The organism is Mycobacterium stomatepiae (assembly GCF_010731715.1).
Lineage (GTDB): Bacteria > Actinomycetota > Actinomycetes > Mycobacteriales > Mycobacteriaceae > Mycobacterium > Mycobacterium stomatepiae.
Window position 1 is genome coordinate 5,370,834 of record NZ_AP022587.1, and the last position, 23,419, is coordinate 5,394,252.

The following is a 23,419-nucleotide window of genomic DNA, read 5'->3' on the forward strand; positions in this document are numbered from 1 at the left end:
TCCTCGTCGAGTAGTGTTGGCGCGCTATGTCTTAGAACCCGTATGACCCCCGACCGGTGTGGTCGGGGGCCGCGAGCACGCTATCGGCGTTTGATGGTCCCCAACCACGAGGCCAACCCCTCGCCCATGCCGTGGGGATCATCGAACGGGGTCCAGTGCATGCCGTCGACCTCAGCGACAGCGAGGTTCGGGTATTGGGCAACGGCGACCCGGCGCCGACCCCCGACCCGGGCAATACCGCCCGGCCGCCCGGCAATGTGCAGCTTGGGGATCGGAGTCTCGGCCAGCCACGCGTCTTGGCGCTCGAGCTTGGCCCGTAGCGGGGTGTTGTCATCACCAAACGGCACAGAACGCGGCCAGTCCAGGGTGGGACGGCGGCCTTCACCCGCATCGGCATAGGGACGCACGACCTCGGCCCATTCTTCAGGATCCATGATGCGCATCATCTGGCCTTGGGCGAAGTTGACGAAGTAGTTGTCCTCCAACACGTTTCGACCGCCCTGCTCGGTGCGGATGTGTTTGAAGGTGTCGCGGACCATCATTGGCCAGTCCTCCCATTCAAACGGAGGCAGCAATGCCTCGGCGAACGCTATGCCCCGCACGCGGCTCGCATGCGACATCGCCCAGTCGAATGCGAGGTTGGATCCCCAATCGTGGCCTACGAGAACGACGTTGTCGCCGAGATCCAATGTGTCGAGCAGGCGGTCGAGGTAGTGGGCGTGGGCCTCAAAGCTGTAGGTGCCCGGACCGACGGAGGGCAATTTGTCAGAATCGCCAGCGCCGATCAGGTCGACGGCGATTGCACGATGGGTCTCAGCGACGTGGGGAAGGACGTTGTGCCACAGGAAAGAAGACATGACGTCGCCGGGAATGAACACCACGGGGTCGCCAGCGCCGACCTCCACATAGGTCATCGTGTGGCCGTCAACGGCGGTCGACTTTTTGGAGTACTGCGCGGTGGCCGAGATGGGCTTACCTTGAGGCAGCGCGGACTGGAGAAGCACATTCTTCATCAATGCTCCGCCGGGGCTTAGTGCCGCGCCGCTGAGGTTGACTTGTTCGAAGTAGTCGTACCAGCCCGAGGCCGCGATACCCGCCTCGAAGTTGCGCTGCAGTCCTACCTCCGGCACGCGGTAGACACAGAAGAAGTCGTAGGGCGCGCGGTGGTCGGTGGCGGGGTCGTTGACTGCGTAGGCCACAATCTCCACACCTTGGGCTTGCAGCGCACCCAGAGCCCCGGCGAGAGTGCCGGCAAACGCTTCCCGCTGCGCAGGCGGCAGATCGATCCACGACTGCTTGTAGTTGTACATCTCGACGAATATTTGTTGCACAGCAATGCCTTTCGTTCGGGGTGATGGCCGATGCCCGCGGCGCGGGACTGAGTGGGGCTAGCGAGGGGATGCAGCGAACCGGTGGCGGTACTCACGGGGCGTAGTGCCCAGCCGAGCTCGAAACACTCGGTGCAGGGTTTCGACTGATCCCAAGCCGCTTTCGGCAGCGACGCGCTCCGATGTCAGTTCGGTGCGCTCGAGGAGTCGACGGGCGTACTCCACCCGCAGCCGCTCGACGAACTCACCAGGAGTCAGGCCGACCTCGGCGTGAAAGAGTCGCGCCAGATGGCGTGGGGTGACTGCGAGGCGGCGTGCCAGTGCGGCAACCGACAGGTCGTCGGTGAGATGGGCCGCGATCCATCGACGCAGCTCGGAGATGTCCGAGCGGCTACTCGCAGGCACTGACAGTGCAGCACTGAATTGGCTTTGCCCGCCGGGTCGTTGCACGAACATCACCATCAGTTGCGCGACACGCAATGCGATGTCGTCACCGTGGTCGTCGCCCACCAGGGCGGGGGCTAGATCCATCGATGCCGTAATCCCCGCGCTGGTCCAGATTCGGCCCGAGCGAATGAAGATCGGGTCGGGATCAACCTCGATCAACGGGTGGTCAGTGGCCAATTGGTCCGCGGTGCCCCAATGGGTGGTCGCGCGGTGCCCATCGAGAAGGCCAGCCGCCGCCGCGATGTGGGCCCCGGCGCACACAGCTGCCACACGACCGGCTTGCGGGCCGTGTTCGCGGAGCCAATCGCATACCTCGTCGTCGAGTACCGCAGCGGGGGTTTTGTCACCGCCGACATCGACGCGTCCGGTAACCAGGATGGTGTCGGGCCGTTCTTGCAACTCGGCAAATGTTTGGTCGACCCCAAGTCGTAGGCCAGATGACGCCCGCACGTCGTCGCGGTGCGCGGCCACCACACGAACCTCGTAGCGGGCCGCGGTGTCGGGCAGGGCGATGTTGGCCATCGCGAAGACTTCCGCAGGGCCGGCGACGTCGACGGCGTCAATCCCCGGAAAGACTGTGACCGCCACCAGATGGGTGGGCTTGGTGTGCATGGTTCCAGCCTCAACGGTCCCGCCGAAGTCTGCAATGACCAAGTATTGTCAGATACAGACATCCCACGGATGTGTCGCAACGTCTGCCGTCCCGCGTGGGCGTCGACGATCATCGCGCGACAATGTCCGTATTTGACATAGATGCGTCATTGCGGACGAACGGGCTTCCGGAGAGGCTGGGCTTGCAAGGGGAAACTCCAGTCACTCCATGACTGTCAGGCAACCGACAAAGCCGCCGTTGCGCAGACCTTGCGGGTGAGCCCTGGCGGCACTGATGACGCGACTGTCGAGGAAGCGGGCCGACGATCATGCTTTGTTGCTTCGTTCTGGGAGGGCTAGCTCTGTTCGGTCCGCACGGGGCGCGGCTCTATGCGGCTCTTCGACCTAAACGCAGGCCGCCCATCCGCGCCGAATTAACCGAACCGACGACGTCGCGCCAACTCGTGTTCGATCAGTTCGCCGGCGCCGTTGGCGTCCGGTGATGCGACAGTCCGCGGGGATGGCCGAAACGGCGCCCGTTCCCGAGCGGTTGGTGAACTCCCCGAGCGAGCTCGCCAGACGGTGGCAGCGCAGGGCGCTTGCGGGCTTGCTCACCTTTTGGGTTCTGGCGGCCTCGGTACCGGCCGTGCTGGGGATGAGCGGCCCGTGGCGGGCATTCGGCGCCGGACTTATCGTGCCCGGTTCGGGCCTACTTTATGCAGTGCCGCCAGCACACCACCCCGTTGGCGTGGGCATGGTGATCGGTCACGCGATTCTCATCGCTGTTGAGGTGGCCGCGGTGGCGTGGATGGTCAAGCGGCACAGGGCGGCGGGCTTGGTCCTCGTCGTGGTGTCGGCCCTGCTGGTGGTGGGCTGCGTGAGCGCGCCGTACGTGGTCGTAGTGGCTGGCCACTGCGCAGGATTCCTCGGCGTGCTGGTTGCCTGCGGCTGGGCAGTCGGGATTCGCCTGATCGCCCGGGCGGACAGCGTTACCCTGGTCGCGATCATCGTGACATCAGCGATCGCTGGTGCCCTCCTGACTGCCGGTCACGGAGGTTGTGCTGGACCGCTGACCTGGATACCGTGGGCGGCCTTGGTCATGGCGGTGGGCATGACGGCTGTGCTGTATACGCGTGCTCGGCTCGCGCGTCGCTCGGCACTGCGGGTAGGGACCCGACGGTTGGAATATCTCGATCAACAGCGCGGTGCTGAGCCTGCTAAGACGAATCCTGTTGACCTGCAATGCTCTTCAGCAACAGCTCGGGTTACTGAAGCAAACGTCCAACACTTGCAGCTGTTGCGTTATCTTCTCGGCGTCGCCATCAGCAGGCCGACGAGTGGGCAAGCTTCGACGACGAAGCCCAAGGTCCACTACAGCAATACCGCTATCAGGTGAACGCGCTCGGCTGGGCGCTTGCGATGTTCAATTATGCGCACGCTCCGGCTTATACCGTGTGCTCACCGACGCGCAGCTGGCGCTGTTCGATCGAGCGCAGCACAAGGCGGTCTGGGGCTATTGGTATCGGCAGAATCTGCTGGGTAACTGGGATTTCGTGAAGAGGCGTGCCGATCCAATTGACGTACCGCAGAACATCATGTTCTCCGGTTACTTGAACCTCCAGCTCGCTATGTACCGAAAGGCCACTGGTGACAGGCGATTCGACGATGCAGAGTCGCTGGTCTTCGAGTGGTCGCAGCGTCAACGCTTCGCGTTCGACCATCAAAAGATCAACGCGATAACAATCCGCAACTTCGATCAGGATCTGTTCTTGTGGCCGTGCGAACCGGTTCTCGGCCCAGGGCGGCGGCGCGGGTATGTCTTTCCTTACTGCAATACGGTGACGGTGGCTGGGATCGCGATCATGGATACCGTGAACGGGACAAGCTTCGGGACTGACATCGCACGCAGGGTCGACGAGGTGCTAGCCGCCGAATACACCTTGGGGGCTAATGATCTAGCAGCCTTCATGATCTCGGGTATCGGCTTGTCGGTACGCAGGGTCATGTCAGGGCCGGGTTCCACGGCTGGTGTCGCAGCGTTTATCGCACCGCTGCAGCCCGATCTGGCATGGCGTGCTTGGCAAGTCCTCAAGCGAGAATGGTTGCAGACCGGGCTTTACCGCCAGCCGGCGTCAGCTGGCCAAGAAATGCCTGACTGGGCATCGGGCGCTAAGACCAACGCTGAAACACTGGCGTCTGCAATGCATCTGGCCTATGCCGTTGGCGACAATCGGTGGCACGCGGAGATTTGGGAGGAGGCGACCGAACAGTTGCGATTCACCGAGGACCCCGCCAACCCGGGAGTCGCTCGTTTCGAGGATGCCTCTGTGCACGCCAAAGGGATGCTGGCCTTCGGCGGGATGGGTCATTCCGGTGCTTTCAATGACATGCTGACTAAGCCGCGTCCCGTGCAGTGGGCGACCGGGCCTCGGCTTGTCGACGTCCCTCATCCGGAAGTCCTTGTGGCGAAGGCTGTATCGGATGGCCACGGGCTCGATGTGGTCGTTCATCCCGGCCGAAATAGTCAGCGTGTCGGGCTGCGTGTTGATCGACTGCGGCCCGGAGGGTGCTACCAGGTCCACGGGGCGTTAGGCGGTCCGATTATGGCTGACGATCTGGGATGTGCGCAATTCACCGTCGATTTGGCCGGCCGCACCGTGATCGCCGTCCGCCCGACCGGATAAAGGACGTCGGGCACAGAGATCGCGGCGGTGTCATTCCGCAAACGGCGCAAGCTTCATAAGTAGTGGCAAGTCGGCGTACCGCGACACCCATTGCGCCCTTCCGTCCGGCATTGCTGCTGCGGCGCCGGCCCAACGGGCAGGCGCGATACGCCTAAGGCCTACGTCGTATTCCGTCCAGGATGCACACTCGCCACATCGGGGTCGAGAAGCCGACCACCCTTCGCTTCTGAATCGGTAGTGATTATCCGCGCTGTGCATATCAATTCGGCAGCGTCCGGTTAATGAGGAGACCGGCCAGTGCGGCGCAAACGAGGAGCAGCACCCCCAGCCGAAACCAACTCGTGCTGTTGTCTCCTCGGATGGTCTCGTAGCCGATCTGCCGCTGAATGCTGGCGTAGACGGTCTTGAGTTCGGCAGTGTTGTCGACATGGAATGCGTGTCCGCCCGATAATTCGGCGACGCGTTTGAGGGCGTCGTCTTCGACTGGCACCGACACGTGCGCACCGTCCAACTCGATTGTTCCGTCGGAGGTTCCAAAAGCGATGGTGGAGATCGGCACACCTTGATCGCGGGCGGCGCGCGCGGCGGTGAATTCGCCTCGGGGATTATCAGGGTCGGGCGGGTGGTTCTCCCGGCCGGTCGACTCCAGCACGATCCGTGCCGGTGGTGCCCCAGAACCTCCGCCGAGCACGGCGCCCACAGTGGCGATCGATTGCAGTGCGGCGAAGATAGCGTCGCCGACAGCGGTGCGATAAGAGACTTGCAGCTTGTCGATCGCAGTCGTGGTGGCCCGGTGGTCGGTTGTCGGGGATACCAACACCGCTGGACTACCCGAGAAGGCGATCAGCCCCAGATTGATTCCGGGAGAGAGCTGTTCGGTGAATTGTTTACCGACTTGCTGGGCGACGGCCAGCCTGCTCGGTGCCATGTCGGTGGCGGTCATCGCCGGCGACACCTGGATCAATAACATGACGACCGCGCTTGCGCGGAATCTGCACCGCATGGGTCGGGCCGGCCAACCCCACCGTCGACGCCAACAGGGCAACCACGAGCAGGATCGCCGGCAGGTGTCGCCATCGCCGCGAGCGCGTGGGCGCCACGCGCTCCAGTATGTCCATATTGGCAAATCGCATCAGTCGACGTCGTCGGCTGATTAGGGCCAGGACGTACAGGCCGATCAACCCGACGACGACGAACACAAACGAGAACCACCATTTGTGCTCGAAACCTGACATCGTCAATGGGCCGAGCATAGGCACCGTCATCTCCGGGAATCCGTTCGGCGCCAGTAACTGTCGGCTTCAAGCGACAACGCTGTTTGCTGCGCGGCGCTATGCATCAGTGGATCCTTTCCGCGGGCGTGGTCGTCGGGTCAGTGGTCGGCTGCCTGGACGATCCAGGGTTGCCGAGGCGAGGGTGCGCCGGGGGCCCCAGAGAACCATCTGCGCCGTTTAGCACTCCAACGGAGCGCAACCGTAACAGGTTGATGGAGAACGGCGTTCAGGATCCGAACGACGAAATAGGCCCGCGGCGAAGTGGGGAGAGTACCGAATCCGCAGACGGCGGTTTATTACTCGTATCCAATGGTGGTTCCCCACCTCCTCGCAACCGGGACGCACGCGGGCGTCGCTTCACAGCACACGAGGCATTGCGCCCAGCCCGACCGGCTGAGCACGCACCCCTCTCGTCAGAGCTTCGGCACTGCACGTCGTATTCGCGACCGAAAAGCCCAGCCGCAGAAGCCACTTGGGCTCAACCCTTAAGCCGGGAAGAGCTGTCCTGACCCGGGGCGTCTTTCGACGTTCGGGGTCAGTGGCCTATATCCGTACAGACGCCTCACCTAGCGAGGTGCTACCGCAATTCTCAATGCTGGGCTCGCCCCGGTCAAGCCGACTGGCAGATCTCTACGCTTTCTTCACACCAACTCGATATCTGAGCTACGTTCTCGACGGCTTCACTAGACACCGACGAAATTGCACCCGCCGCCGAGGCCGGCTCAAACCCTCGCCGTTCTCGGCAGGGGACTGGACCTTCGAATGCCGCCAGGTGTGCGCTCGGCGAGGCCTGCGCTCAGAGCACGCCCGGGGGCCGGGCTGGACACCACCCCCCCCTTCGGGAATACGGGGGAACTGAACGGATTCCGATGTCGCGGCATGCAGCTTCGCAGCAGCGGCCACGGGTTGACCCGATGAGCTGATGTGTGCCAGGCTTGTTCACGCAGCACCTCGATAGGTGAGGCGTCCGCACGGATACAGGCCACTGACCCCGAACGTCGAAAGACGCCCCGGGTCAGGACAGCTCTTCCCGGCTTAAGGGTTGAGCCCAAGTGGCTTCAGCGAGTCTGATACGCCGTGCAGTGCCAAAGCTCTGACGAGAGGGGTGCGGAGACCATCTCTGAGATGTGTGCTCTCTCACCTGTGCTAGTAGGTACGACCCTGCGGGCGTGGTGAATGCCGCGTGGCTAGAAGGAGGTGAGGGCCCAAATGGGAAGTGACAGTGGTCCGTATCCCAGTCCTCGGATAGGCCCATCCGGCCACCTCACGTACCGCTGAGTGGGGGGTGCAGCCGGATCCGTCTGTGCTGCAAAGGAGTTCCCTCATGACCAACGTATTGACGCTGCCCACCACGCTGCGCTACCTGGCCGGCCAAACCCCACTAACGGTTGTACCGGCTGCCTGCCCGCGGACCGACTTACAGACCGAACTATCCATCGCCGCAACCCGATTCGAATTCGCGGTCGGTGTAGGTGCGATGCTGGGCGGCCTGGTCGGCCTGGGTGTGGGCGCAGCCGGTGGCTGCGTCGTCGGCGCCGCATCGGCAAGTGCCATCGGCGCCGTCGTCGGTGGCGCAACGCTGGGTATCCCGGTGGGCATCTACAGCCTGGTCCAACTCAACAACGTCGTCGGCCAGACTGCGGCCTAGCCAGGAGTGCAACATGATCGACACAATCGACATCGCCGTGCGGATCGCCGCAGGACTTGGCCTGGGCGCGGCCATCGGGCTGGAACGGCAGTGGCGATCGCGCAACGCCGGTTTGCGCACCGCAGCGCTGGTCAGTCTTGGCGCCACGCTGTTCGTCGTGATGGGTGCCTACGCGTTTACCGGTGTCAACGCCGATCCCACCCGCGTCGCAGCCCAAGTCGCTTCCGGTATCGGCTTTCTCGGCGCTGGCGTCATCATGAAACAAGGTGCCACCATCTCGGGACTGAACACCGCCGCCACCTTGTGGGCCGCCGCTGCGGTGGGAGCGCTGGCCGGCGGGGGGCTGTTAATCCCTGCGGTGATCGGCGCAGGTGCGGTGATCGCCGCCAATATCGTCCTGCGACCGATCGGGCGCCTTCTGGACCAGCATCATGGCTCGGGAACTGAAAAGTCCTCTGCCGAATATCGATTCGAGGTTCGTTGTGCGACGCGCGCCGAAGCGCACATCCGCAGCTTGGTGTTTGACGCCATCTCGCGACCCAACCTCACCGTGCAATCGATCACCGCAATCGACCTGCCCGACGATCAAGGTGTCCGCATCGCCGCGACCGTGATTGCCGACGAACGCGACGATCACCGTATCGAAGCCGCGCTCGCTGACGTCATCAAGGCCCCCGAGGTCACCGCGGTGCGGTGGATCGCCGAGGAGATGAGCCTTGCCGACTAGCGACAAGACCCACTCGGGCGCTCGAGCAGAGGTAGAACTAGATCGCAGCGCCGGGGTTGAGAATGCCCAGCGGGTCCAAGGCCTGCTTGATGCGCTGATTCAGCGCCGTCACCTCGGGCCCGAGATAGCCGTCCAGCCAGGGCCGCTTGAGCCGGCCCACCCCGTGCTCACCGGTGATCGTGCCGCCCAATCCAATGGCCAGGTCCATGATTTCGCCGAACGCGACCTGAGCCCGTGCTGTCATCGCGGGGTCGGCGGCGTCGTACACGATCAGCGGGTGAGTGTTGCCGTCGCCGGCGTGCGCTATCACCGAGATCATCAGGTCGTGTTCCCCGGCGATGCGGGCAATCCCGGTCACCAGGTTGCCCAGCGCCGGCAACGGCACCCCGACGTCTTCGAGTAACAGCGATCCCTTGGCCTCGACGGCGGGGATGCAGAACCGGCGCGCGGCGACGAACGCCTCGCCCTCGACCGGGTCGTCGGTGGTGAAAACGTCCGTTGCATTGTTTTCGGCGAATATCGAGGCGATCAGTTCGGCGTCCTCACCGCTGGCCCGGCCGCGCTCGTCGGAGCCGGCGACCAGCATCGCCGCAGCCCCGCGATCGAGGTCCATGCGCAGGATGTCCTCGACGGCATTGATCGCCGCCGAGTCCATGAACTCCAGCATCGCGGGCCGCAGCCGCGACGAGACCCCGAGCACCGCGTCGACCGCCGCCTCGACCGAGGCGAAGCTCGCCACCACGACGCTCGACGTGTTTTGCGCGGGCAGCAGCCGCAGCGTCACTTCCGTGACGACGCCCAGCGTGCCCTCGCTGCCGACGAACAGCTTGGTCAGCGAAAGCCCCGCCACATCCTTGAGCCGCGGACCGCCCAGCCGGACGGCGGTGCCGTCGGCCAGCACCACCTGCATACCCAGCACGTAATCGGTGGTGACGCCGTACTTGACACAACACAGGCCCCCGGCGTTGGTGGCGATGTTGCCGCCGATGCTGCAGATTTCGTACGACGACGGGTCCGGCGGATACCACAGGCCGTATTTGGCGACGGCCTTCTTCACTTCGGCGTTGAGCAGGCCCGGCTGGCAGACCGCGGTCCGGGTGACCGGGTCGACGGTGATGTCGCGCATCTTCTCCGTCGACAACACGATCCCGTTGGCCAGCGCGGTTGCCCCGCCCGACAGGCCCGTGCCGGCTCCGCGCGGGACGACGGGCACCCGGTGTGCGGTGGCCCAGCGCAGCACCGTCTGCACATCCTCGGTGCAGCGCACCCGAACCACGGCCAGTGGTGTGCCGGCCGATGGGTCGAAGGCGCGGTCGTGTCGGTAGCCGTCGGTGATGGTCGGGTCGGTCACAACCATCCCGTCCGGCAGGTCGGCGATCAGGTCGGCCAGTGTGTCTGCATTGACTGCGGTGCTCATCGGCCGAATTTTACGGCGCGGAATCTTCAGCAAACTCTGGCGCGCGATCGAGTTCGCGCAGCGACGGCAGCGCGCACGCGATCAGGCCGATCGCGATGATCGGCGCCGCCAGCGTCAGGAATGTCACCCGCAGCCCCGCGGTGTCGGCGAGCGGCCCGGCCACTAGCAACCCCAACGGGCCCGCGGCGAGCGTCAGTCCCGTCATCACGCCGACCACTCGACCGCGCAGGTGTTGCGGGGCCCGGGTCTGCATCATGTAGTTGTAGATCGGCTGGATCGGCCCGTAAACCAAGCCCGTCAGCCCGCACAGCACCAGGATCACCGGCAGTGGTGGCAGGAACGCGATCCCGACCGACGCGGCACCGAAGGTGAGCGTCGCGGTCAGCACGGCCGTGCGCCGCCGCATGTGTTTCGACAGCACGGCGTAGCCCAGCGCGCCGGCCACGCCGCCGACCCCGAGCGCCATCAGCGCCCAACCCAACTCGGCTGGTTCACGACGATCGCTGAAGTACTTGGGAAACAGCACGCTTTCCATCGCCAGGTACAGCGCGGTGACAACCAGATCGATCAGGCCGAGCGTCCGCAGCACCCGCATGTTCCAGACGAACCGCATGCCCTCGGCGACTCCGGACACCAGCCCGCCGGGCCGCGTCGCGTGGTGTGGCTTGCCGATGCCCTCGAGCCGCAGCGCGCCAATTGCCAAGAAAGACAACAAGAATAAGAACGCCGTGATCCACATCGTGTTCACACCGCCGACCGTGGCGATCATCAAGCCGCCGATGCCGGGGCCCAAGATGTAAGCCAGGTTGAGAATCGCTTCGTACCCGCTGTTGGTACGGTCCAGCGGCCAGCCGGCGCGGGTGGCGGCCTCGGGCAGCATCGACTGACGCGCCGTGGTCCCGGCCGGGTCGAAAGCGGCCGAACAGAAGGCCAAGACGGCCAGCTCGACGACATTGAGCGCGTTCGCGCCGAACAGCCAGGCGATCAGCGGGACCGCCGCCACGGCCGTGCCCGACAGCGAATCGGAGACCAGCGAAATGCGGCGCCGGCCGAAAAAGTCGACCGCGGTGCCGGCGACCAACGTGGAGAGCACGAGTGGCACGGTCATCGCCGCGGCCACGATCGATGCGTCGCCGGCGCTGCCGTGACGCTGCAGTGCCAGCCAGGGGAAGGCAACCAGGGAGACGCCGGTACCCGCGGTCGCCATCAACGTGGCGAACAGAATTAGGAGAGCCGGACCGCGGCTGGAATGTGTCATGAATATCGCGGCTGAATCTAACGCCAAAGCGTTCGCGGGACCACCGAATTTCGTGGTCGCTATCGACTGAATGCAGGATGTTCATGTGCTTGTTCACCCGAATACCGGATTGGCATTCGATTCGCCGGTTGAGCCCGGCAGCGGATGGCCCGGCGATCTGGCCGTACCGCTCACCCCGAAGGCCGCCGACGCGGCGCAGGTTCGGGCGCTCGCCGGTGCGGCCGGCTCGATTCCGGATTTGGACGCGCTGGTCAGCGTCTGTCGCGCCTGCCCGCGGCTGGTCACCTGGCGTGAGGATGTCGCCGTGGCGAAACGGCGCGCGTTTGCCGACCAGCCGTATTGGGGCCGGCCGGTTCCGGGTTGGGGGTCGCAGCGGCCGCGTATCTTCATCGTCGGGCTGGCCCCGGCCGCGCACGGCGCCAACCGAACCGGGCGAATGTTCACCGGTGACCGGTCCGGCGATCAGCTGTACGCCGCCCTGTACCGGGCCGGACTGGTGAACCAGCCGACCAGCGTGGACGCCGCAGACGGATTGCAGACCAAGCAGATTCGGATCTCCGCGCCGGTGCGATGCGCGCCGCCGGCCAACGCCCCGACCCCGGCCGAGCGCGACACCTGTTGGCCGTGGCTGGAAGCCGAATGGCGGCTGGTGTCCGAGCAAGTCCGCGTCGTCGTCGCCCTGGGCGGGTTCGGCTGGCAGATCGCGCTGCGGCTGCCTGGCGCCTTGGACATGCGAGCGACGAGGGGGACGTCCAAACCGCGGTTCGGCCATGGCGCCGTCGCCGAGTTGCCGTCGGGCGTGCGTTTGTTGGGGTGCTACCACCCGAGCCAGCAAAACATGTTCACCGGTAGGCTGACTCCGGCAATGCTGGACGATGTTTTTTTTCAAGCCAAGAAGCTGGCAGGGATTAAGTGACCGAAGTATTGATTTCCGGGGCCAGCGTCGCCGGTACAACATTGGCGTATTGGCTTGGACAGCACGGCTATTCGGTTACCGTGGTGGAGAGCCATAAGGGGCTGCGCCCGGGCGGACAGGCGATCGATGTGCGGGGCCCGGCGCTGACGGTGCTGGACCGCATGGGGCTGTTGTCCGCCGCCGCGGAGCGCAGGACCGGCATACGCGGCTCTTCCGTCGTCGACCGCGACGGCAACGAGCTGTCCCGGGACACCGAATCGACGCCCACCGGCGGTCCCATCGACAACCCCGACATCGAGTTGCTGCGCGACGACTTGGTCGAGTTGCTGTACGAGGCAACCCAGCCCGCGACCGAATACATCTTCAACGACAGCGTTTCTGCCGTGGTGAACCGCGGGACCGCCGTCGACGTGCGGTTCGAACGTTCGCCGTCGCGCAGCTTCGACCTGCTGATCGGCGCCGACGGCCTGCATTCCAATGTCCGCCGACTGGTTTTCGGTCCCGAGGAGCGGTTCATCAAGCGGCTGGGGACGCACGCCGCGATCTTCACCGTGCCCAACTTCCTCAACCTGGACTTCTGGCAGATGTGGCACTACGGGGACACCACGATGGCAGGTGTCTACAGCGCCCGCAACAACACCGAGGCGCGCGCCATGTTGGGCTTCATGGACACCGAACTGCGCATCGACTATCGCGACATCGAAGCTCAGTTCACCGAGGTCGAACGCCGGATGGCCGACGACGGCTGGGTACGCCCGCAGCTGCTGGAGTTCATGCGTAGCGCACCGGATTTCTACTTCGACGAGATGGCCCAGATCGTGATGGATCACTGGTCGATCGGCCGGGTGGCGCTGGTGGGCGACGCGGCCTACTGCTGCTCGCCGCTGTCGGGCCAGGGGACCAGTGTCGCGCTGCTGGGCGCCTACATCCTCGCCGGCGAGCTCAAGCGCGTGAGCCAAGCCGACTGGGTCGACCACGGAGTCGCCTTTACCAACTACTTCAAGCGCTTTCGCGGCTACACCGAACGGACCCAGTTCCTGGCCACCGACAACATTCCCGGTGGTGCCCCGATATCGCAGGAGCAGTTCGAGGCGGTCGTGAATTCGATCACGCCCAGCAACTACTAGCCGGGAACGAACACCGCGCCGAATGCGTTGAGGCGATCGTGCGTCTTTCCGTCCTAGATCTCGTCCCGGTACGCACCGATCAGTCGACCGGTGATGCGTTGGCGGCCACCGTGTCACTCGCGCAGACTGCCGACCGCCTGGGCTTTACCCGATTCTGGGTCGCCGAACACCACAACATGCCTGCGGTCGGCGCGACTAGCCCGCCGGTGCTGCTCGCCTACCTGGCCGCGCAAACGTCACGCGTGCGACTGGGGTCGGGCGGGGTCATGCTGCCCAACCACGCGCCGCTGGCCGTTGCCGAGCAGTTCGCGCTGCTAGAAGCCGCCGCCCCGGGCCGAATCGACCTGGGCATCGGCCGGGCGCCCGGCTCCGACCCGGTGACCTCATACGCGTTGCGTGGCGCCCGCTCAGCCGCCGAGCAGGATCGCGATATCGAGACCTTCCCCGAATACCTCGACGACGTGGCGGCGTTGATGAGCGCGAGTGGTGTGCTGGTCCCGCTGCGCTTGGGCGACTACCGGCTCAAGGCCACCCCCGCCGCCGCCAGCGAACCGCGGCTGTGGCTGCTGGGCTCGTCGATGTACTCCGCGCACTTGGCGGCGGCCAAGGGGCTGCCATACGTGTTCGCACATCACTTCTCGGGCAACGGAACCGAAGAGGCGCTGGAGGTTTACCGTACGCGGTTTGTGCCCAGCACGTTGACTCCCGAGCCTGTGACGTTCTTGACGGTGAACGCCGCGGTGGCCGAAACACGGGATGAGGCAACGGCATTGATGCTGCCCAACTTGCAGATGATGGCGCGGCTGCGTACCGGACAGCCGCTGGGCCCCGTCCCGTTGGTGGAAGAGGCCCAAGTGGCGGAACTGACGGCAGCCCAACAGCAAATCGTCGACAGCGGGCTGCAGCGCGCCGTCCTCGGAACTCCGGTCCAGGCCGCCGAGCAGGTGCGGACGCTGGCCGAGCGGTTCGGGGTCGACGAGGTGATGGTGAACCCGGTCGCGTCGGCCCGTCGCGGCACCGACCCCGCCACCGCGCTGGGGCGGGTCGCAACGCTGGAACTGCTGGCTAAGGAATTGTTCTAGCGCTCAATCGGCTACGCCGGCCTGCTCCGACTTACTCGGATTTGGGTGGGGCAAGCGGTTGCTGATCCACTCTTCCAGCTTGGCCGGCGGCAACGGCGGAGTGTGGACGAACCCCTGGGTAATGGTGCAGCCGTAGCGCTGCAGTGCGGTCAATGTGACCTCGTCTTCGACTCCCTCGGCTACCAGGTCCGCGCCGAGACTGTCAGCCAGCGCGATCGTGGACCGCACGATAGCCACTGATCGTGCGTCCTGAGCCAGCCGCGCCACGAAGATCCGGTCGAGCTTCAACTCGTCAACCGAGACATCCTGCAACCGCGCCAGCGACGACCAGCCGGTGCCGTAGTCGTCCAACGAAATGCGAACGCCCAGGCGCCGCAGCTCGGCCACGGTATTGCGGGACCGCACCGAGTCGACGAGCGCACTTTCGGTGATCTCGACGATCAGCGCGTTCGCCGGCAAACCGCGGGCCCACAACAGCCTTTCGATCGAGCCGACGAGCTCGAGGTCGAGCAGGTTCGTCGTCGCCAGGTTCACCGAGACGGACGAGGTGATGCCCTTTTCACGCCAATACTGGATCTGAGTGAGAGCGAGTTTGAGAGTCCGGTCGGCGATCTTGCGCATCAGCCCGGCGCGTTCGGCGGCGGGCAGGAATTCTTCGGGCAGCAGCACCCCGCGAGTGGGATGATTCCACCGCACCAGTGCCTCGACACTGTGCACGCTGCCGTCGCTCGTGTTGACCTTGGGCTGGTAGTACAACGTCGGTTCCTCGCCTTCGAACAGCGCGGTGCGCAATTCCTCGATGAGGTTGGGGTCGGCGTCGCGGTACATCTCGAATGCCGAGTCGTACACCGCGATCTTGCCCATCGCGGATTTGGCGTGTGGCATCGCCGCCTCGGCGCGACCGAGCAGCTCTTGCGGATTCTCACAATGGTCGGGGTACAACGCGATAGCGATGCGTGCATCGACGCGCACGGTGATTGGATCCAATGCGAATGGCTCGCTCAAGGATTCGAGCAAGTGACCCGCCTGGGCGCGGGCGCCGATCAGGTCGCATCCCTCCGTCAGCAGGATCGCGAATTCGTCATCGCTCACCCGCGCCAGGAGATCCTCGTGTCGCACGCTGTTGGCGAGTCGATCCGCGATGTGGCGCAGCAGCTCATCGCCGAACCGGCGGCCCAGTGAGTCGCTGATCTCGTCGATCTCGTAGAGCTTCACCAACAGCAATGCCTTGCGCGACGTTGTCTTGAGAGCCGCGGCGAGTTCTGTCGGGGAGTCGGACAACGAGGTCAATGCGGTGGCCAGCGATCGCCGGTTGGGCAACGTCGTCAACTCGTCGGTCATGGCGTGCTTGTAGCTTTCGGCCATCATGCTGGCATCGCGCAACGTCAGGGAAAATCGGACGGCGGCCGCCACCAGACTCAACGCCGCCAAAGCCGTTGCAAATCGCGAGTTTTCGTCCACGACGATTATCGCCAGCGCGATGGCCGTGCACGCCACCGGCACGGCATAGGAGCCGAAGCCACGCTTGAGCTCGGGCACCGCCGCCGGGGCGGGCGCCCAGCTGGCCATTGTCACCAGCAGCGACGCTGCGGGCCAGGCCGCATCCAGCATGGTGCCAACCCGGTATGAGCCCGCCGAGGTCTCGAAGAGGTAGACGGTGTCGGCGAGCGCAAACCCAAGCAGCCCACCGACCAGCAGCATCCAGCGGAATTCGTTGCGCCAGCCGACCATTGGCAGGATGCCGGCGGCCAGGGCCACCAGCACCAGATCGCCCCACGGATACAGCAGTCCCACCAGAACGGTGTCCGGTGCCCGAGTCGCGGCCGCGTGGAAGGGTCCGTTGCGCAGGGCCGCGCCCAATGCGGCGATGGCCAAACCGCACACCAGGGGATCGAGCCGGATAGGAATCGGTACGGCGGCCAGTCGTGCCCGCACCAGCAACAGCAGCCCGAGGTAGACGAACGGGTAGAACGCGAGGTACTCCGCGTCGGCCGCCGACGGTGACTGCCCGTCGGGAACCTGCAGAAGGTAGACGACGTCACCGATTGCCGAGCTTGCCATGCCGATCGCGATCAGCAGCCAGGCCAGCCGATCGGTCTCGACGCGGTAGGCGCGTGCGGCAATCAGCCCGGCCGCCAATATGTTCAATGCCGCATACAGAGAATTGGTGAAGAAAACGCTCTTGGCATTGAGACCGGCGATGCTCGTCGCGGTGAAAGCCAGCACGCTAATTGCCAATATCGCCATGGCAATTCGCACCGGCGCCGGTGCCCATCCCAGGTCTTCGGACTGGTCGCGGGATTGGTCGGACGTCGAGGCCTTGGGCTCCCCGCGGGAGATGCGTGGCGAGCCGGGTACGCCCGAGGCCGCTGTCGAAATGGGCACCCATTCTGCCAGTTTGGCGGGAAAAGCCGATATCGCCGATACCGCCGACTCGCTCGACCGCGGGAACGTATAGGAAAACGGAACGTCCGGCACAAAGCTGCGGACGCATTGGCCGCCTTCACGTTTGGCGGTATACATGGCCAGGTCGGCGTGCCGCAGCAGCTGGTCGACGGTGCATGTCGACGTCGCAGTGGCCACCGTGAAGCCGATGCTCGGGCGAACCGCGACGGGCACGCCGTCGATCACGATCGGGGCGCTGAACGCCTCAAGCACGTCATGCGCGGCGGCCTGGGAGTCTTCGACGGACCCTTCCAGCAGCACCGCGAATTCGTCGCCGCCCAGACGGGCGATGAGGCCGTTGTTGTGCAGGGCAGCGTTGAGCCGCCCGGCGACCCGGATCAGCAGTTCGTCGCCGGCGGGATGTCCCAAGCCGTCGTTGACCGCTTTGAAGTTGTCGAGATCGAGGCACAGCACCGCGATCGGAGGTGCATCCTCGCTTCGCGAGGCGACGGCATCTTCGAGGCGATGCAGAAAATGCGGCCTATTCGCCAGGCCGGTCAGGCTGTCCCGGAATGCTTCCCGCGCGACCGAGGACAACAGGTCCTGGTTTTCGGCGAGCGCGATGAATTGCCGGACTAGCACCGCGCCCACGAGTATCGCCAGCAGGGTAGTCAGTACTCCCTGCTGCTCACTGACGATGGCGCCGAACCCGACGACCGCGGCCAGCGACAGCGGCAGGTACGGCAGCCACAGCAGAGTGCGTGACAGCACCTCGCTGCGCGAACCGGTGTCCGACACGGTTTCGTCGACACTGGCCAGGGCGCCCAGCGTGAGCATGCACAATCCGGCCACCCGGCCCAGGTCACCCAGGCCACCAAGGTGATAGCTGCCGATCCCGGTGTCGAACACCATCGTGATGTCGGCGATGCTGATCACCGAGACGCCGGCGGCTACCAGGCTGCGGCTCGGTCGCTCGCCGGGGCGGCCCCGCGACAGCATCAGGATCGCCGTCGTCAGCAGAATGCCGTCGTTGACCACCTGCGCGACCGTCGCGGTCCGGGAGCCGGTGGTGTCGCGCAGCTGCTTCTCCAGGACGAACACCCAGGACACCACGAGCAGCGAGGTGACCAGGATCAGACCATCCAGCACCAGCCGCCGCGAACTGTGCCGAGACAGGTTGGATAACAGCACCAAAGACGCCATGGCGCCGAATGGCCACAACAGCATCACGATTTCGGCCGCGGCCGGGTGTGAGGCATGATCCAGCTGTGAGCGCACCTCGTAGAGCGCCCAGATGATTTCGCCGACGGCCCAGCCCAATTGGGCGGTCGCCATCGCCAGCCAGCCGAATCTGCGACGCCGGTCGGCGAAGCGCGCCCCGCGCAGGCAGCATGCCGTACCGAACAGCAGGCACGCCGCCAACGCAAACTCGTCGACCGGACGAGTCGCGTACGCGCCTTCCCAGTCGCGGATGGACCCAATGACGATCATCAGCCCGGCGACGCCGTATCCCGTGACGACGAGCCGACCGACGCGCGCGGACAGCCCGAATCGCTGCCACGGAATTCCCGTCCAGCGCTTCATTGCCGCTCCAGCCGATCTGTTCCCCCGCGGCGAACGCGTGGAGGCTTCACCACTGCATGGGCAGAATAAACGTCTCCGATGACTTAGCTGGTGCTTTTGTGCAGCTTGGTGCCGCTAGGCGGGCGTCAGCGCGACGATCGGGATCGGCCGCGACGTCCGGCTCTGATAGCCGTCGTACCGGTTGGCGTTGTTCTTGTTGACGATCTGCCACAGCCGCGCGTAGTCGGGGTCGTCCGGGCCGATGCTGCGCGCGGTGACTGCGAACCGCTTGGAGCCCACGTTGATCTCGCATTCCGGACGTTTGCGCAGGTTGTGATACCAGCCGGGGGCGGAGTCGCTACCGCCGTAGGACGCGACGACCAGGTAGGAGTCGCCGTCCTTGGCGTAGGTCAGCGTGGACGAGCGCTGCTGGCCCGTCTTGGCGCCGATCGTGTGCAACAGCAGGCTGTCGGGCATGCCGGGTACATGGTGGCCGATCCGGCCGTCGGTTTTCCGGTACAGCGAGTCGTGAATACGCAGCAGCGGGGCCAGAAAGATCCGCTCCAGCGTGGTGAGGTTGCTCATGAACTCAGTTCTACTGACTGGCATCGATGCGTGCCAGCGCGTCGCGCAGGATCTGCCCGGTCGCGTCGCGGTCCGGGTCCCGGCGCAGCAGCATCCCCTTGGCCACCGAGAGCTTGTCGCCGTTGCGGCGGGGGAGTACGTGCAGGTGGATGTGGAACACCGTCTGGAAAGCCGCGTTGCCGTCGTTGATCCCGATGTTCGTCGCATCGGCCAATTCGGTGGCCTTGGCCGCGCGGGCGATCCGTTGGCCGATGGTGATCATCTGGGCCAGCGTCTGCGGCGGCGTGTCGGTCAGATCGACGCTGTGCTCCTTGGGGATCACCAGGGTGTGCCCGCGCGTGAACGGGCGGATGTCGAGGATCGCCAGGTAGGCGTCGTCTTCGTAGATCCGGATGGCCGGGGCCTCCCCGGCGACGATCGCACAGAACACGCAGGACATGCCGCCACCGTACTGGCTTGCGTTGACCGGTCCGTCTGGCGCCGCCGAACGCCCGCGACGTGACCGGGGCCGCGAGGGCTACGCTGCGGCAATGGACGCTCGCGAACTCGCCTTCGCCGGTGCGGCAACACTGGCGAAGATGCTGGCCGACGGTGAAATCAGCGCCCCGGACCTGCTCGAGCTCTACCTCGACCGGATCGCGCGCCTCGACAGCGACCTGCGTAGTTACCGCGTGGTGCTGGCCGACAGTGCCCGCGAGGACGCACAGGCCGCCCAGGAACTCCTCGATGCCGGCGAGCGGCTGCCGCTGCTGGGTGTGCCGATCGCGATCAAAGACGACGTCGACGTCGCCGGGGAGGTGACCGGGTGCGGCAGCGGCGGCCACGGTCCGCCGGTGGCGTCCGACGCGGAAGCCGTCCGCCGGTTGCGGGCGGCCGGCGCGGTCATCATCGGCAAGACCAATGTGCCCGAGCTGATGATCTATCCGTTCACCGAGTCGCTGACCTTCGGCGCGACCCGCAACCCGTGGAATCTCGGGCGCAGCCCGGGCGGCAGCAGCGGCGGGAGCGGCGCCGCGGTCGCCGCCGGGCTGGCCCCGATGGCGCTGGGATCCGATGGCGGCGGCTCGATTCGGGTCCCGTCCTCCTGGTGTGGCCTGTTCGGGGTGAAGCCGCAACGCGATCGCGTCTCGCTGGAACCGCATGACAACGCCTGGTACGGCCTAAGTGTCAACGGTCCGATCGCGCGGTCGGTAGCCGACGCCGCGCTGTTTCTCGATGTCACCTCGACGATCCCGGGCCCCGAGGGCGGGTTCGCCGCCGCCGCCGCCACGCGAGATCCCGGCAAACTGCGAATTGCGCTGAGCACCAAGATCCCCACCCTCCCGCAGCGGGTGGGGCGCGAAGAATTGGCGGCCGTCGAGCAGGCCGGCGCGCTGCTCCGCGACCTGGGCCATGACGTCATTACCGCCGACCCCGACTATCCACTGGCCCAGCTGTACGCGAACTTCCTGCCGCGCTACCTGCGGGGCATCTGCGACGATGCCGACGCGCAAGCCCACCCGGAACGGCTGGAAGCGCGCACCCGCACCCTGGCGCGCCTGGGATCGTTCTTCTCCGACCGCAGGATGGAATCCGTGCGGGCCAGCGAGGAGCGGATGAACGCGAGGATTCAGTCGATCTTCGACGACGTCGACGTCGTCATCACCCCGGGCACCGCCCAGGGCCCGTCCCGTATCGGCGCCTATCGGCGCCGCGGCGCGGTGTCGACGCTGCTGCTGGTCGCCCAGCAGGTGCCCTACTTCGCGCCCTGGAATGCGACCGGTCAGCCCGCCGCGGTGGTGCCGTGGGACTTCGACGGGGACGGGCTGCCGTTGTCGGTACAGCTGGTCGGCCGGCCGTTCGACGAGGCGACGCTGCTGTCACTGTCTGCGCAGATCGAAGCGGCGCGGCCGTGGGCGCACCGGCGACCGCCGATGTCATGACGGCAGTAGAGCCCGCCAGGCCGCCAGCTTGACGCCCGCTCTGGTGGCGTGCGCGGGGCTGCTCGACGGCAGCCGCAGGAACTGCAGCCGCTCATCCGGGTGGGCCAGCCGACGATACAGCTCGGCCGCCTTGGCGCCGTTGAAGTAAACCCGGGTGATGTTGGGATAATCGGCGAACAACGCGGCAAAGTCGTTGACCACCAAGCTTTTCGGATCGATCGCGGAGTCCGCGCTCCCGGCCCGGCGGCAGCTGCGCAGCACGTCCCATAGTGCCACCCCGTGGGCTCGCAACGCGGCCAGGCGGGATTCGTATGGCGCGCCGGCGTCGAACCCGAAAAGCTCACTGGCGATGGGCCAGAACGCATTTCGTGGATTAGCGTAGTACTGGCGTGCCGCCAGCGACTGGGTACTCGGAAACGAGCCGAGGATCAGCATCTGGGCGCGCTCGTCGACGACGGGGTCAAAGCCGTGCAGCAGGGGCGGGGTCATCGCTTCACATCATGGCCCGTCGGCGTTGTACGTTGACCACGTGGACGACGAGGTCGACATCGACGATCTGCTCGACGGACTCGAGGGCGCCGCGCGCACAGAACGTGCCGAGCTGGTGGCCTGGCTGCTGGACCAGGGCATCACCGCAGAGGAGATCGCGTCCACCAACCCGCCGCTGCTGCTGGCCAGTCGCCGCATCATCGGCGACGACGGCACCTACGTGTCGGCGCGTGAGATCAGCGAGCAGTACGACATCGACCTGATGCTGCTGCAGCGGGTGCAGCGCGCGATCGGGCTGGCCCGGGTCGACGACCCCGACGCGGCGATCCACATGCGCGCCGACGGGGAGGCGGCCGCGTTCGCCCAGCGCTTCGTGGAGATGGGGCTCGACCCCGATCAGGTCGTGCTGGTGGTGCGGGTGCTGGCCGACGGGTTGTCCCACGCCGCCGAGGTCATGCGTTATGCGGCGCTGGCGGCGATCATGCGCCCCGGGTCCAGCGAGCTGGAGGTGGCCAAGGCGTCCAAGGCGCTGCTGAGCCAGATCGGCCCGCAGCTCGGCCCGATGATCGAGCAGATGCTGTTGATGCAGCTGCGCCACATGATGGAGACCGAGGCGATCAATGCCGCCGAACGGGCCGCGGGCAAACCGTTGCCGGGAGCCCGCCGGATCACCGTTGCGTTCGCCGACCTGGTCGGCTTCACCCGGCTGGGTGAGGTCGTGTCACCGGAGGAGCTCGGACATCTCGCCAGCCGGCTGGCGGCCCTGGCTCGCGATGTGACGGCCCCGCCGGTGCGGTTCATCAAGACGATCGGGGACGCGGTGATGTTCGTCTGCCCCGAGCCCGCGCCATTGCTCGATGTCGTGCTCAGGCTCGTCGAAGCCGTCGACACCGACAACGACTTTCCGCGGCTGCGAGCCGGCGTGTCCGCCGGGATGGCGGTGAGCCGGGCCGGCGACTGGTTCGGCAGCCCGGTCAACGTCGCGAGCCGGGTGACCGCGGTAGCGCGCGGGCACCGTCTTGGTCGCCGACTCGGTGTGGGACGAGGTCGGCCAATCGGGGGAGTTCTCCGGGTCTTTCGCGGGCGCCCGTCGCCTCAAGGGCGTCAAGAACGAAGTGAAGCTTTTCCGGGTCCGTCGCGGCGGCGACGCCCCCGATAACGACTAATTCCGGTACGCATTAGGCAGGCCCGGGCGGCGCTGGGGGGCGTCTGACACGGTCCGACGCGGTCGGCTCCTTCCCCTCTGCCGGCGCTTTGACTCGGCCCCTTCCGGGCCTGCTTCGTCATCAAAAATACGCCTGTGAGCGGGCCATATCAACGGTTTTCGCCGGTCCCGTAACCCCCCGACTTTCGGCCGCCGTTCGCCGGAAGCGAAGTCCCTAGCTATTACATCTGTAACGATGTAATAATGTAATTATGAAATCGCAGCACAGTCAGCGGCGGTACGGCCGCCCCGGGGGCTGGCAGCAAGCCCAGCAGCCCGATGCCAGCGGCGCGGCGGAATGGTTCGCCGGACGCCTGCCTGAATCCTGGTTCGACGGCGACCCGACGGTCGTCGTCGACCGTGAAGAGATCACCGTCATCGGCAAGCTCGCCGACGCGGCCGAAGAGAGCGAAGCGCGCGCCGAGGGCCGGGCCTCGCGGTTCCGCGAGGAGACCCGTTTCGAGCGGATGCGCATCGCCGACGAAGCGCAGGATCGCTACGGGCGCAAGGTTTCCTGGGGCCTGGAGATCGGCGGTGAGCGAATCCTGTTCACGCACATCGCTGTTCCGGTGATGACACGCTTGAAGCAACCGGAACGCCAGGTGCTCGACACGTTGGTGGACGCTGGCGTCGCGAGGTCGCGGGCCGACGCCCTGGCGTGGTCGGTCAAGCTCGTCGGCGAGCACACCGAGGAATGGCTGGCCAAGTTACGCGACGCGATGTCGGCAGTCGACGATCTGCGCGCGCAAGGACCAGACCTACCCGAATAGCC

17 protein-coding genes, 2 pseudogenes and 2 riboswitches are annotated in these 23,419 nt (G+C 65.8%); of the genes and pseudogenes, 10 read left to right on the forward strand and 9 right to left on the reverse strand.

Going from position 1 to position 23,419, the window contains the following annotated elements; all coding sequences use genetic code 11:
* Window positions 1-80 precede the first annotated feature (80 nt).
* Complete coding sequence (locus tag G6N54_RS25580; protein WP_163793156.1) at window positions 81-1,331, reverse strand: haloalkane dehalogenase; 1,251 nt, start codon at window positions 1,329-1,331, stop codon at window positions 81-83.
* Between the two features lie 57 nt (window positions 1,332-1,388).
* Window positions 1,389-2,387 carry a GlxA family transcriptional regulator gene (locus G6N54_RS25585; protein ID WP_163793158.1) on the reverse strand — a complete coding sequence of 333 codons (999 nt, stop codon included), beginning with the start codon at window positions 2,385-2,387 and terminating at the stop codon, window positions 1,389-1,391.
* Window positions 2,388-2,886: 499 nt separating this feature from the next.
* Here G6N54_RS25585 and G6N54_RS25590 point away from each other — a divergent pair, with 499 nt between their 5' ends.
* Together G6N54_RS25590 and G6N54_RS25595 are read left to right on the forward strand one after the other, a co-directional pair.
* Window positions 2,887-3,762, forward strand: coding sequence for a hypothetical protein (locus tag G6N54_RS25590; RefSeq protein WP_163793160.1), 876 nt, complete (start codon window positions 2,887-2,889; stop codon window positions 3,760-3,762).
* 58 nt (window positions 3,763-3,820) lie between these two features.
* The gene (locus G6N54_RS25595; protein ID WP_163793162.1) at window positions 3,821-5,050 is read left to right on the forward strand and encodes a linalool dehydratase/isomerase domain-containing protein; all 1,230 of its coding nucleotides are present in this window, start codon (window positions 3,821-3,823) and stop codon (window positions 5,048-5,050) included.
* 259 nt (window positions 5,051-5,309) lie between these two features.
* Here the strand turns inward: G6N54_RS25595 and G6N54_RS25600 are convergent.
* A pseudogene (locus G6N54_RS25600) lies at window positions 5,310-6,315 on the reverse strand (VWA domain-containing protein).
* A 407-nt stretch (window positions 6,316-6,722) separates the two neighbouring features.
* Window positions 6,723-6,905: riboswitch (M-box (ykoK) riboswitch) on the reverse strand.
* Between the two features lie 362 nt (window positions 6,906-7,267).
* Window positions 7,268-7,436: riboswitch (M-box (ykoK) riboswitch) on the forward strand.
* A gap of 212 nt (window positions 7,437-7,648) precedes the next feature.
* Between G6N54_RS25600 and G6N54_RS25605 the strand changes: the two are divergent.
* Together G6N54_RS25605 and G6N54_RS25610 are read left to right on the forward strand one after the other, a co-directional pair.
* Entirely contained in the window at window positions 7,649-7,972 is a 324-nt protein-coding gene (locus G6N54_RS25605; RefSeq protein ID WP_163793164.1) for a hypothetical protein, read from the forward strand.
* A gap of 13 nt (window positions 7,973-7,985) precedes the next feature.
* Entirely contained in the window at window positions 7,986-8,699 is a 714-nt protein-coding gene (locus tag G6N54_RS25610) for an MgtC/SapB family protein (RefSeq protein ID WP_276056481.1), read from the forward strand.
* A gap of 37 nt (window positions 8,700-8,736) precedes the next feature.
* On the opposite strand, the gene G6N54_RS25615 is transcribed toward G6N54_RS25610, so the two are convergent.
* Complete coding sequence (locus G6N54_RS25615) at window positions 8,737-10,116, reverse strand: FAD-binding oxidoreductase (protein ID WP_163793166.1); 1,380 nt, start codon at window positions 10,114-10,116, stop codon at window positions 8,737-8,739.
* A gap of 10 nt (window positions 10,117-10,126) precedes the next feature.
* A complete protein-coding gene (locus G6N54_RS25620; protein WP_163793168.1) occupies window positions 10,127-11,374 on the reverse strand; it encodes an MFS transporter in 1,248 nt (415 codons plus the stop codon).
* Window positions 11,375-11,444: 70 nt separating this feature from the next.
* Here G6N54_RS25620 and G6N54_RS25625 point away from each other — a divergent pair, with 70 nt between their 5' ends.
* Genes G6N54_RS25625 through G6N54_RS25635 form a run of 3 tightly spaced genes read left to right on the forward strand, consistent with a single transcriptional unit; the run spans window position 11,445 to window position 14,499 of the window.
* Window positions 11,445-12,290 (forward strand): uracil-DNA glycosylase, encoded by an 846-nt coding sequence (locus G6N54_RS25625; protein ID WP_163793170.1) that lies wholly within the window; start codon window positions 11,445-11,447, stop codon window positions 12,288-12,290.
* A complete protein-coding gene (locus tag G6N54_RS25630; RefSeq protein WP_163793173.1) occupies window positions 12,287-13,417 on the forward strand; it encodes an FAD-binding protein in 1,131 nt (376 codons plus the stop codon). Before G6N54_RS25625 ends, G6N54_RS25630 begins: the two co-directional genes overlap by 4 nt.
* A gap of 38 nt (window positions 13,418-13,455) precedes the next feature.
* Window positions 13,456-14,499, forward strand: coding sequence for an LLM class flavin-dependent oxidoreductase (locus G6N54_RS25635; RefSeq protein WP_163793175.1), 1,044 nt, complete (start codon window positions 13,456-13,458; stop codon window positions 14,497-14,499).
* 3 nt (window positions 14,500-14,502) lie between these two features.
* Here G6N54_RS25635 and G6N54_RS25640 read toward each other — a convergent pair whose 3' ends face one another.
* The 3 genes from G6N54_RS25640 to G6N54_RS25650 all read right to left on the reverse strand — a co-directional run bounded on the left by G6N54_RS25640 (window position 14,503) and on the right by G6N54_RS25650 (window position 19,471).
* Window positions 14,503-18,468, reverse strand: a complete 3,966-nt coding sequence (locus G6N54_RS25640; protein ID WP_163793177.1) for a bifunctional diguanylate cyclase/phosphodiesterase — start codon at window positions 18,466-18,468, stop codon at window positions 14,503-14,505.
* A gap of 114 nt (window positions 18,469-18,582) precedes the next feature.
* Window positions 18,583-19,032: a nitroreductase family deazaflavin-dependent oxidoreductase gene (locus G6N54_RS25645; protein WP_163793179.1), complete on the reverse strand. Its 450-nt coding sequence runs from the start codon at window positions 19,030-19,032 to the stop codon at window positions 18,583-18,585.
* A 10-nt stretch (window positions 19,033-19,042) separates the two neighbouring features.
* On the reverse strand, window positions 19,043-19,471 hold the full coding sequence (locus G6N54_RS25650; protein ID WP_163793181.1) for an HIT family protein: 429 nt from the start codon (window positions 19,469-19,471) through the stop codon (window positions 19,043-19,045).
* A gap of 91 nt (window positions 19,472-19,562) precedes the next feature.
* On the opposite strand from G6N54_RS25650, the gene G6N54_RS25655 reads away from it, so the two are divergent.
* The gene (locus G6N54_RS25655; RefSeq protein WP_163793183.1) at window positions 19,563-20,954 is read left to right on the forward strand and encodes an amidase; all 1,392 of its coding nucleotides are present in this window, start codon (window positions 19,563-19,565) and stop codon (window positions 20,952-20,954) included.
* Here the strand turns inward: G6N54_RS25655 and G6N54_RS25660 are convergent.
* Entirely contained in the window at window positions 20,949-21,443 is a 495-nt protein-coding gene (locus tag G6N54_RS25660) for a DNA-deoxyinosine glycosylase (protein ID WP_163793186.1), read from the reverse strand. The two genes, G6N54_RS25655 and G6N54_RS25660, sit on opposite strands and share 6 nt — an antisense overlap.
* On the opposite strand from G6N54_RS25660, the pseudogene G6N54_RS25665 reads away from it, so the two are divergent.
* Window positions 21,442-22,609: pseudogene (locus tag G6N54_RS25665) on the forward strand (adenylate cyclase regulatory domain-containing protein). The gene G6N54_RS25660 and the pseudogene G6N54_RS25665 overlap by 2 nt on opposite strands.
* A gap of 250 nt (window positions 22,610-22,859) precedes the next feature.
* A complete protein-coding gene (locus G6N54_RS25670) occupies window positions 22,860-23,417 on the forward strand; it encodes a hypothetical protein (protein ID WP_163793188.1) in 558 nt (185 codons plus the stop codon).
* The last annotated feature ends 2 nt before the right edge of the window (window positions 23,418-23,419 follow it).

Bases quoted from the DNA above. Each gene is read 5' to 3' on its own strand.
- G6N54_RS25585 (WP_163793158.1), bottom strand. From the start codon at position 2,387: ATGCACACCAAGCCCACCCATCTGGTGGCGGTCACAGTCTTTCCGGGG.
- G6N54_RS25590 (WP_163793160.1), top strand. From the start codon at position 2,887: ATGGCCGAAACGGCGCCCGTTCCCGAGCGGTTGGTGAACTCCCCGAGC.
- G6N54_RS25605 (WP_163793164.1), top strand. From the start codon at position 7,649: ATGACCAACGTATTGACGCTGCCCACCACGCTGCGCTACCTGGCCGGC.
- G6N54_RS25610 (WP_276056481.1), top strand. From the start codon at position 7,986: ATGATCGACACAATCGACATCGCCGTGCGGATCGCCGCAGGACTTGGC.
- G6N54_RS25615 (WP_163793166.1), bottom strand. From the start codon at position 10,116: ATGAGCACCGCAGTCAATGCAGACACACTGGCCGACCTGATCGCCGAC.
- G6N54_RS25620 (WP_163793168.1), bottom strand. From the start codon at position 11,374: ATGACACATTCCAGCCGCGGTCCGGCTCTCCTAATTCTGTTCGCCACG.
- G6N54_RS25625 (WP_163793170.1), top strand. From the start codon at position 11,445: ATGCAGGATGTTCATGTGCTTGTTCACCCGAATACCGGATTGGCATTC.
- G6N54_RS25640 (WP_163793177.1), bottom strand. From the start codon at position 18,468: ATGAAGCGCTGGACGGGAATTCCGTGGCAGCGATTCGGGCTGTCCGCG.
- G6N54_RS25645 (WP_163793179.1), bottom strand. From the start codon at position 19,032: ATGAGCAACCTCACCACGCTGGAGCGGATCTTTCTGGCCCCGCTGCTG.
- G6N54_RS25650 (WP_163793181.1), bottom strand. From the start codon at position 19,471: ATGTCCTGCGTGTTCTGTGCGATCGTCGCCGGGGAGGCCCCGGCCATC.
- G6N54_RS25655 (WP_163793183.1), top strand. From the start codon at position 19,563: ATGGACGCTCGCGAACTCGCCTTCGCCGGTGCGGCAACACTGGCGAAG.
- G6N54_RS25660 (WP_163793186.1), bottom strand. From the start codon at position 21,443: ATGACCCCGCCCCTGCTGCACGGCTTTGACCCCGTCGTCGACGAGCGC.
- G6N54_RS25670 (WP_163793188.1), top strand. From the start codon at position 22,860: ATGAAATCGCAGCACAGTCAGCGGCGGTACGGCCGCCCCGGGGGCTGG.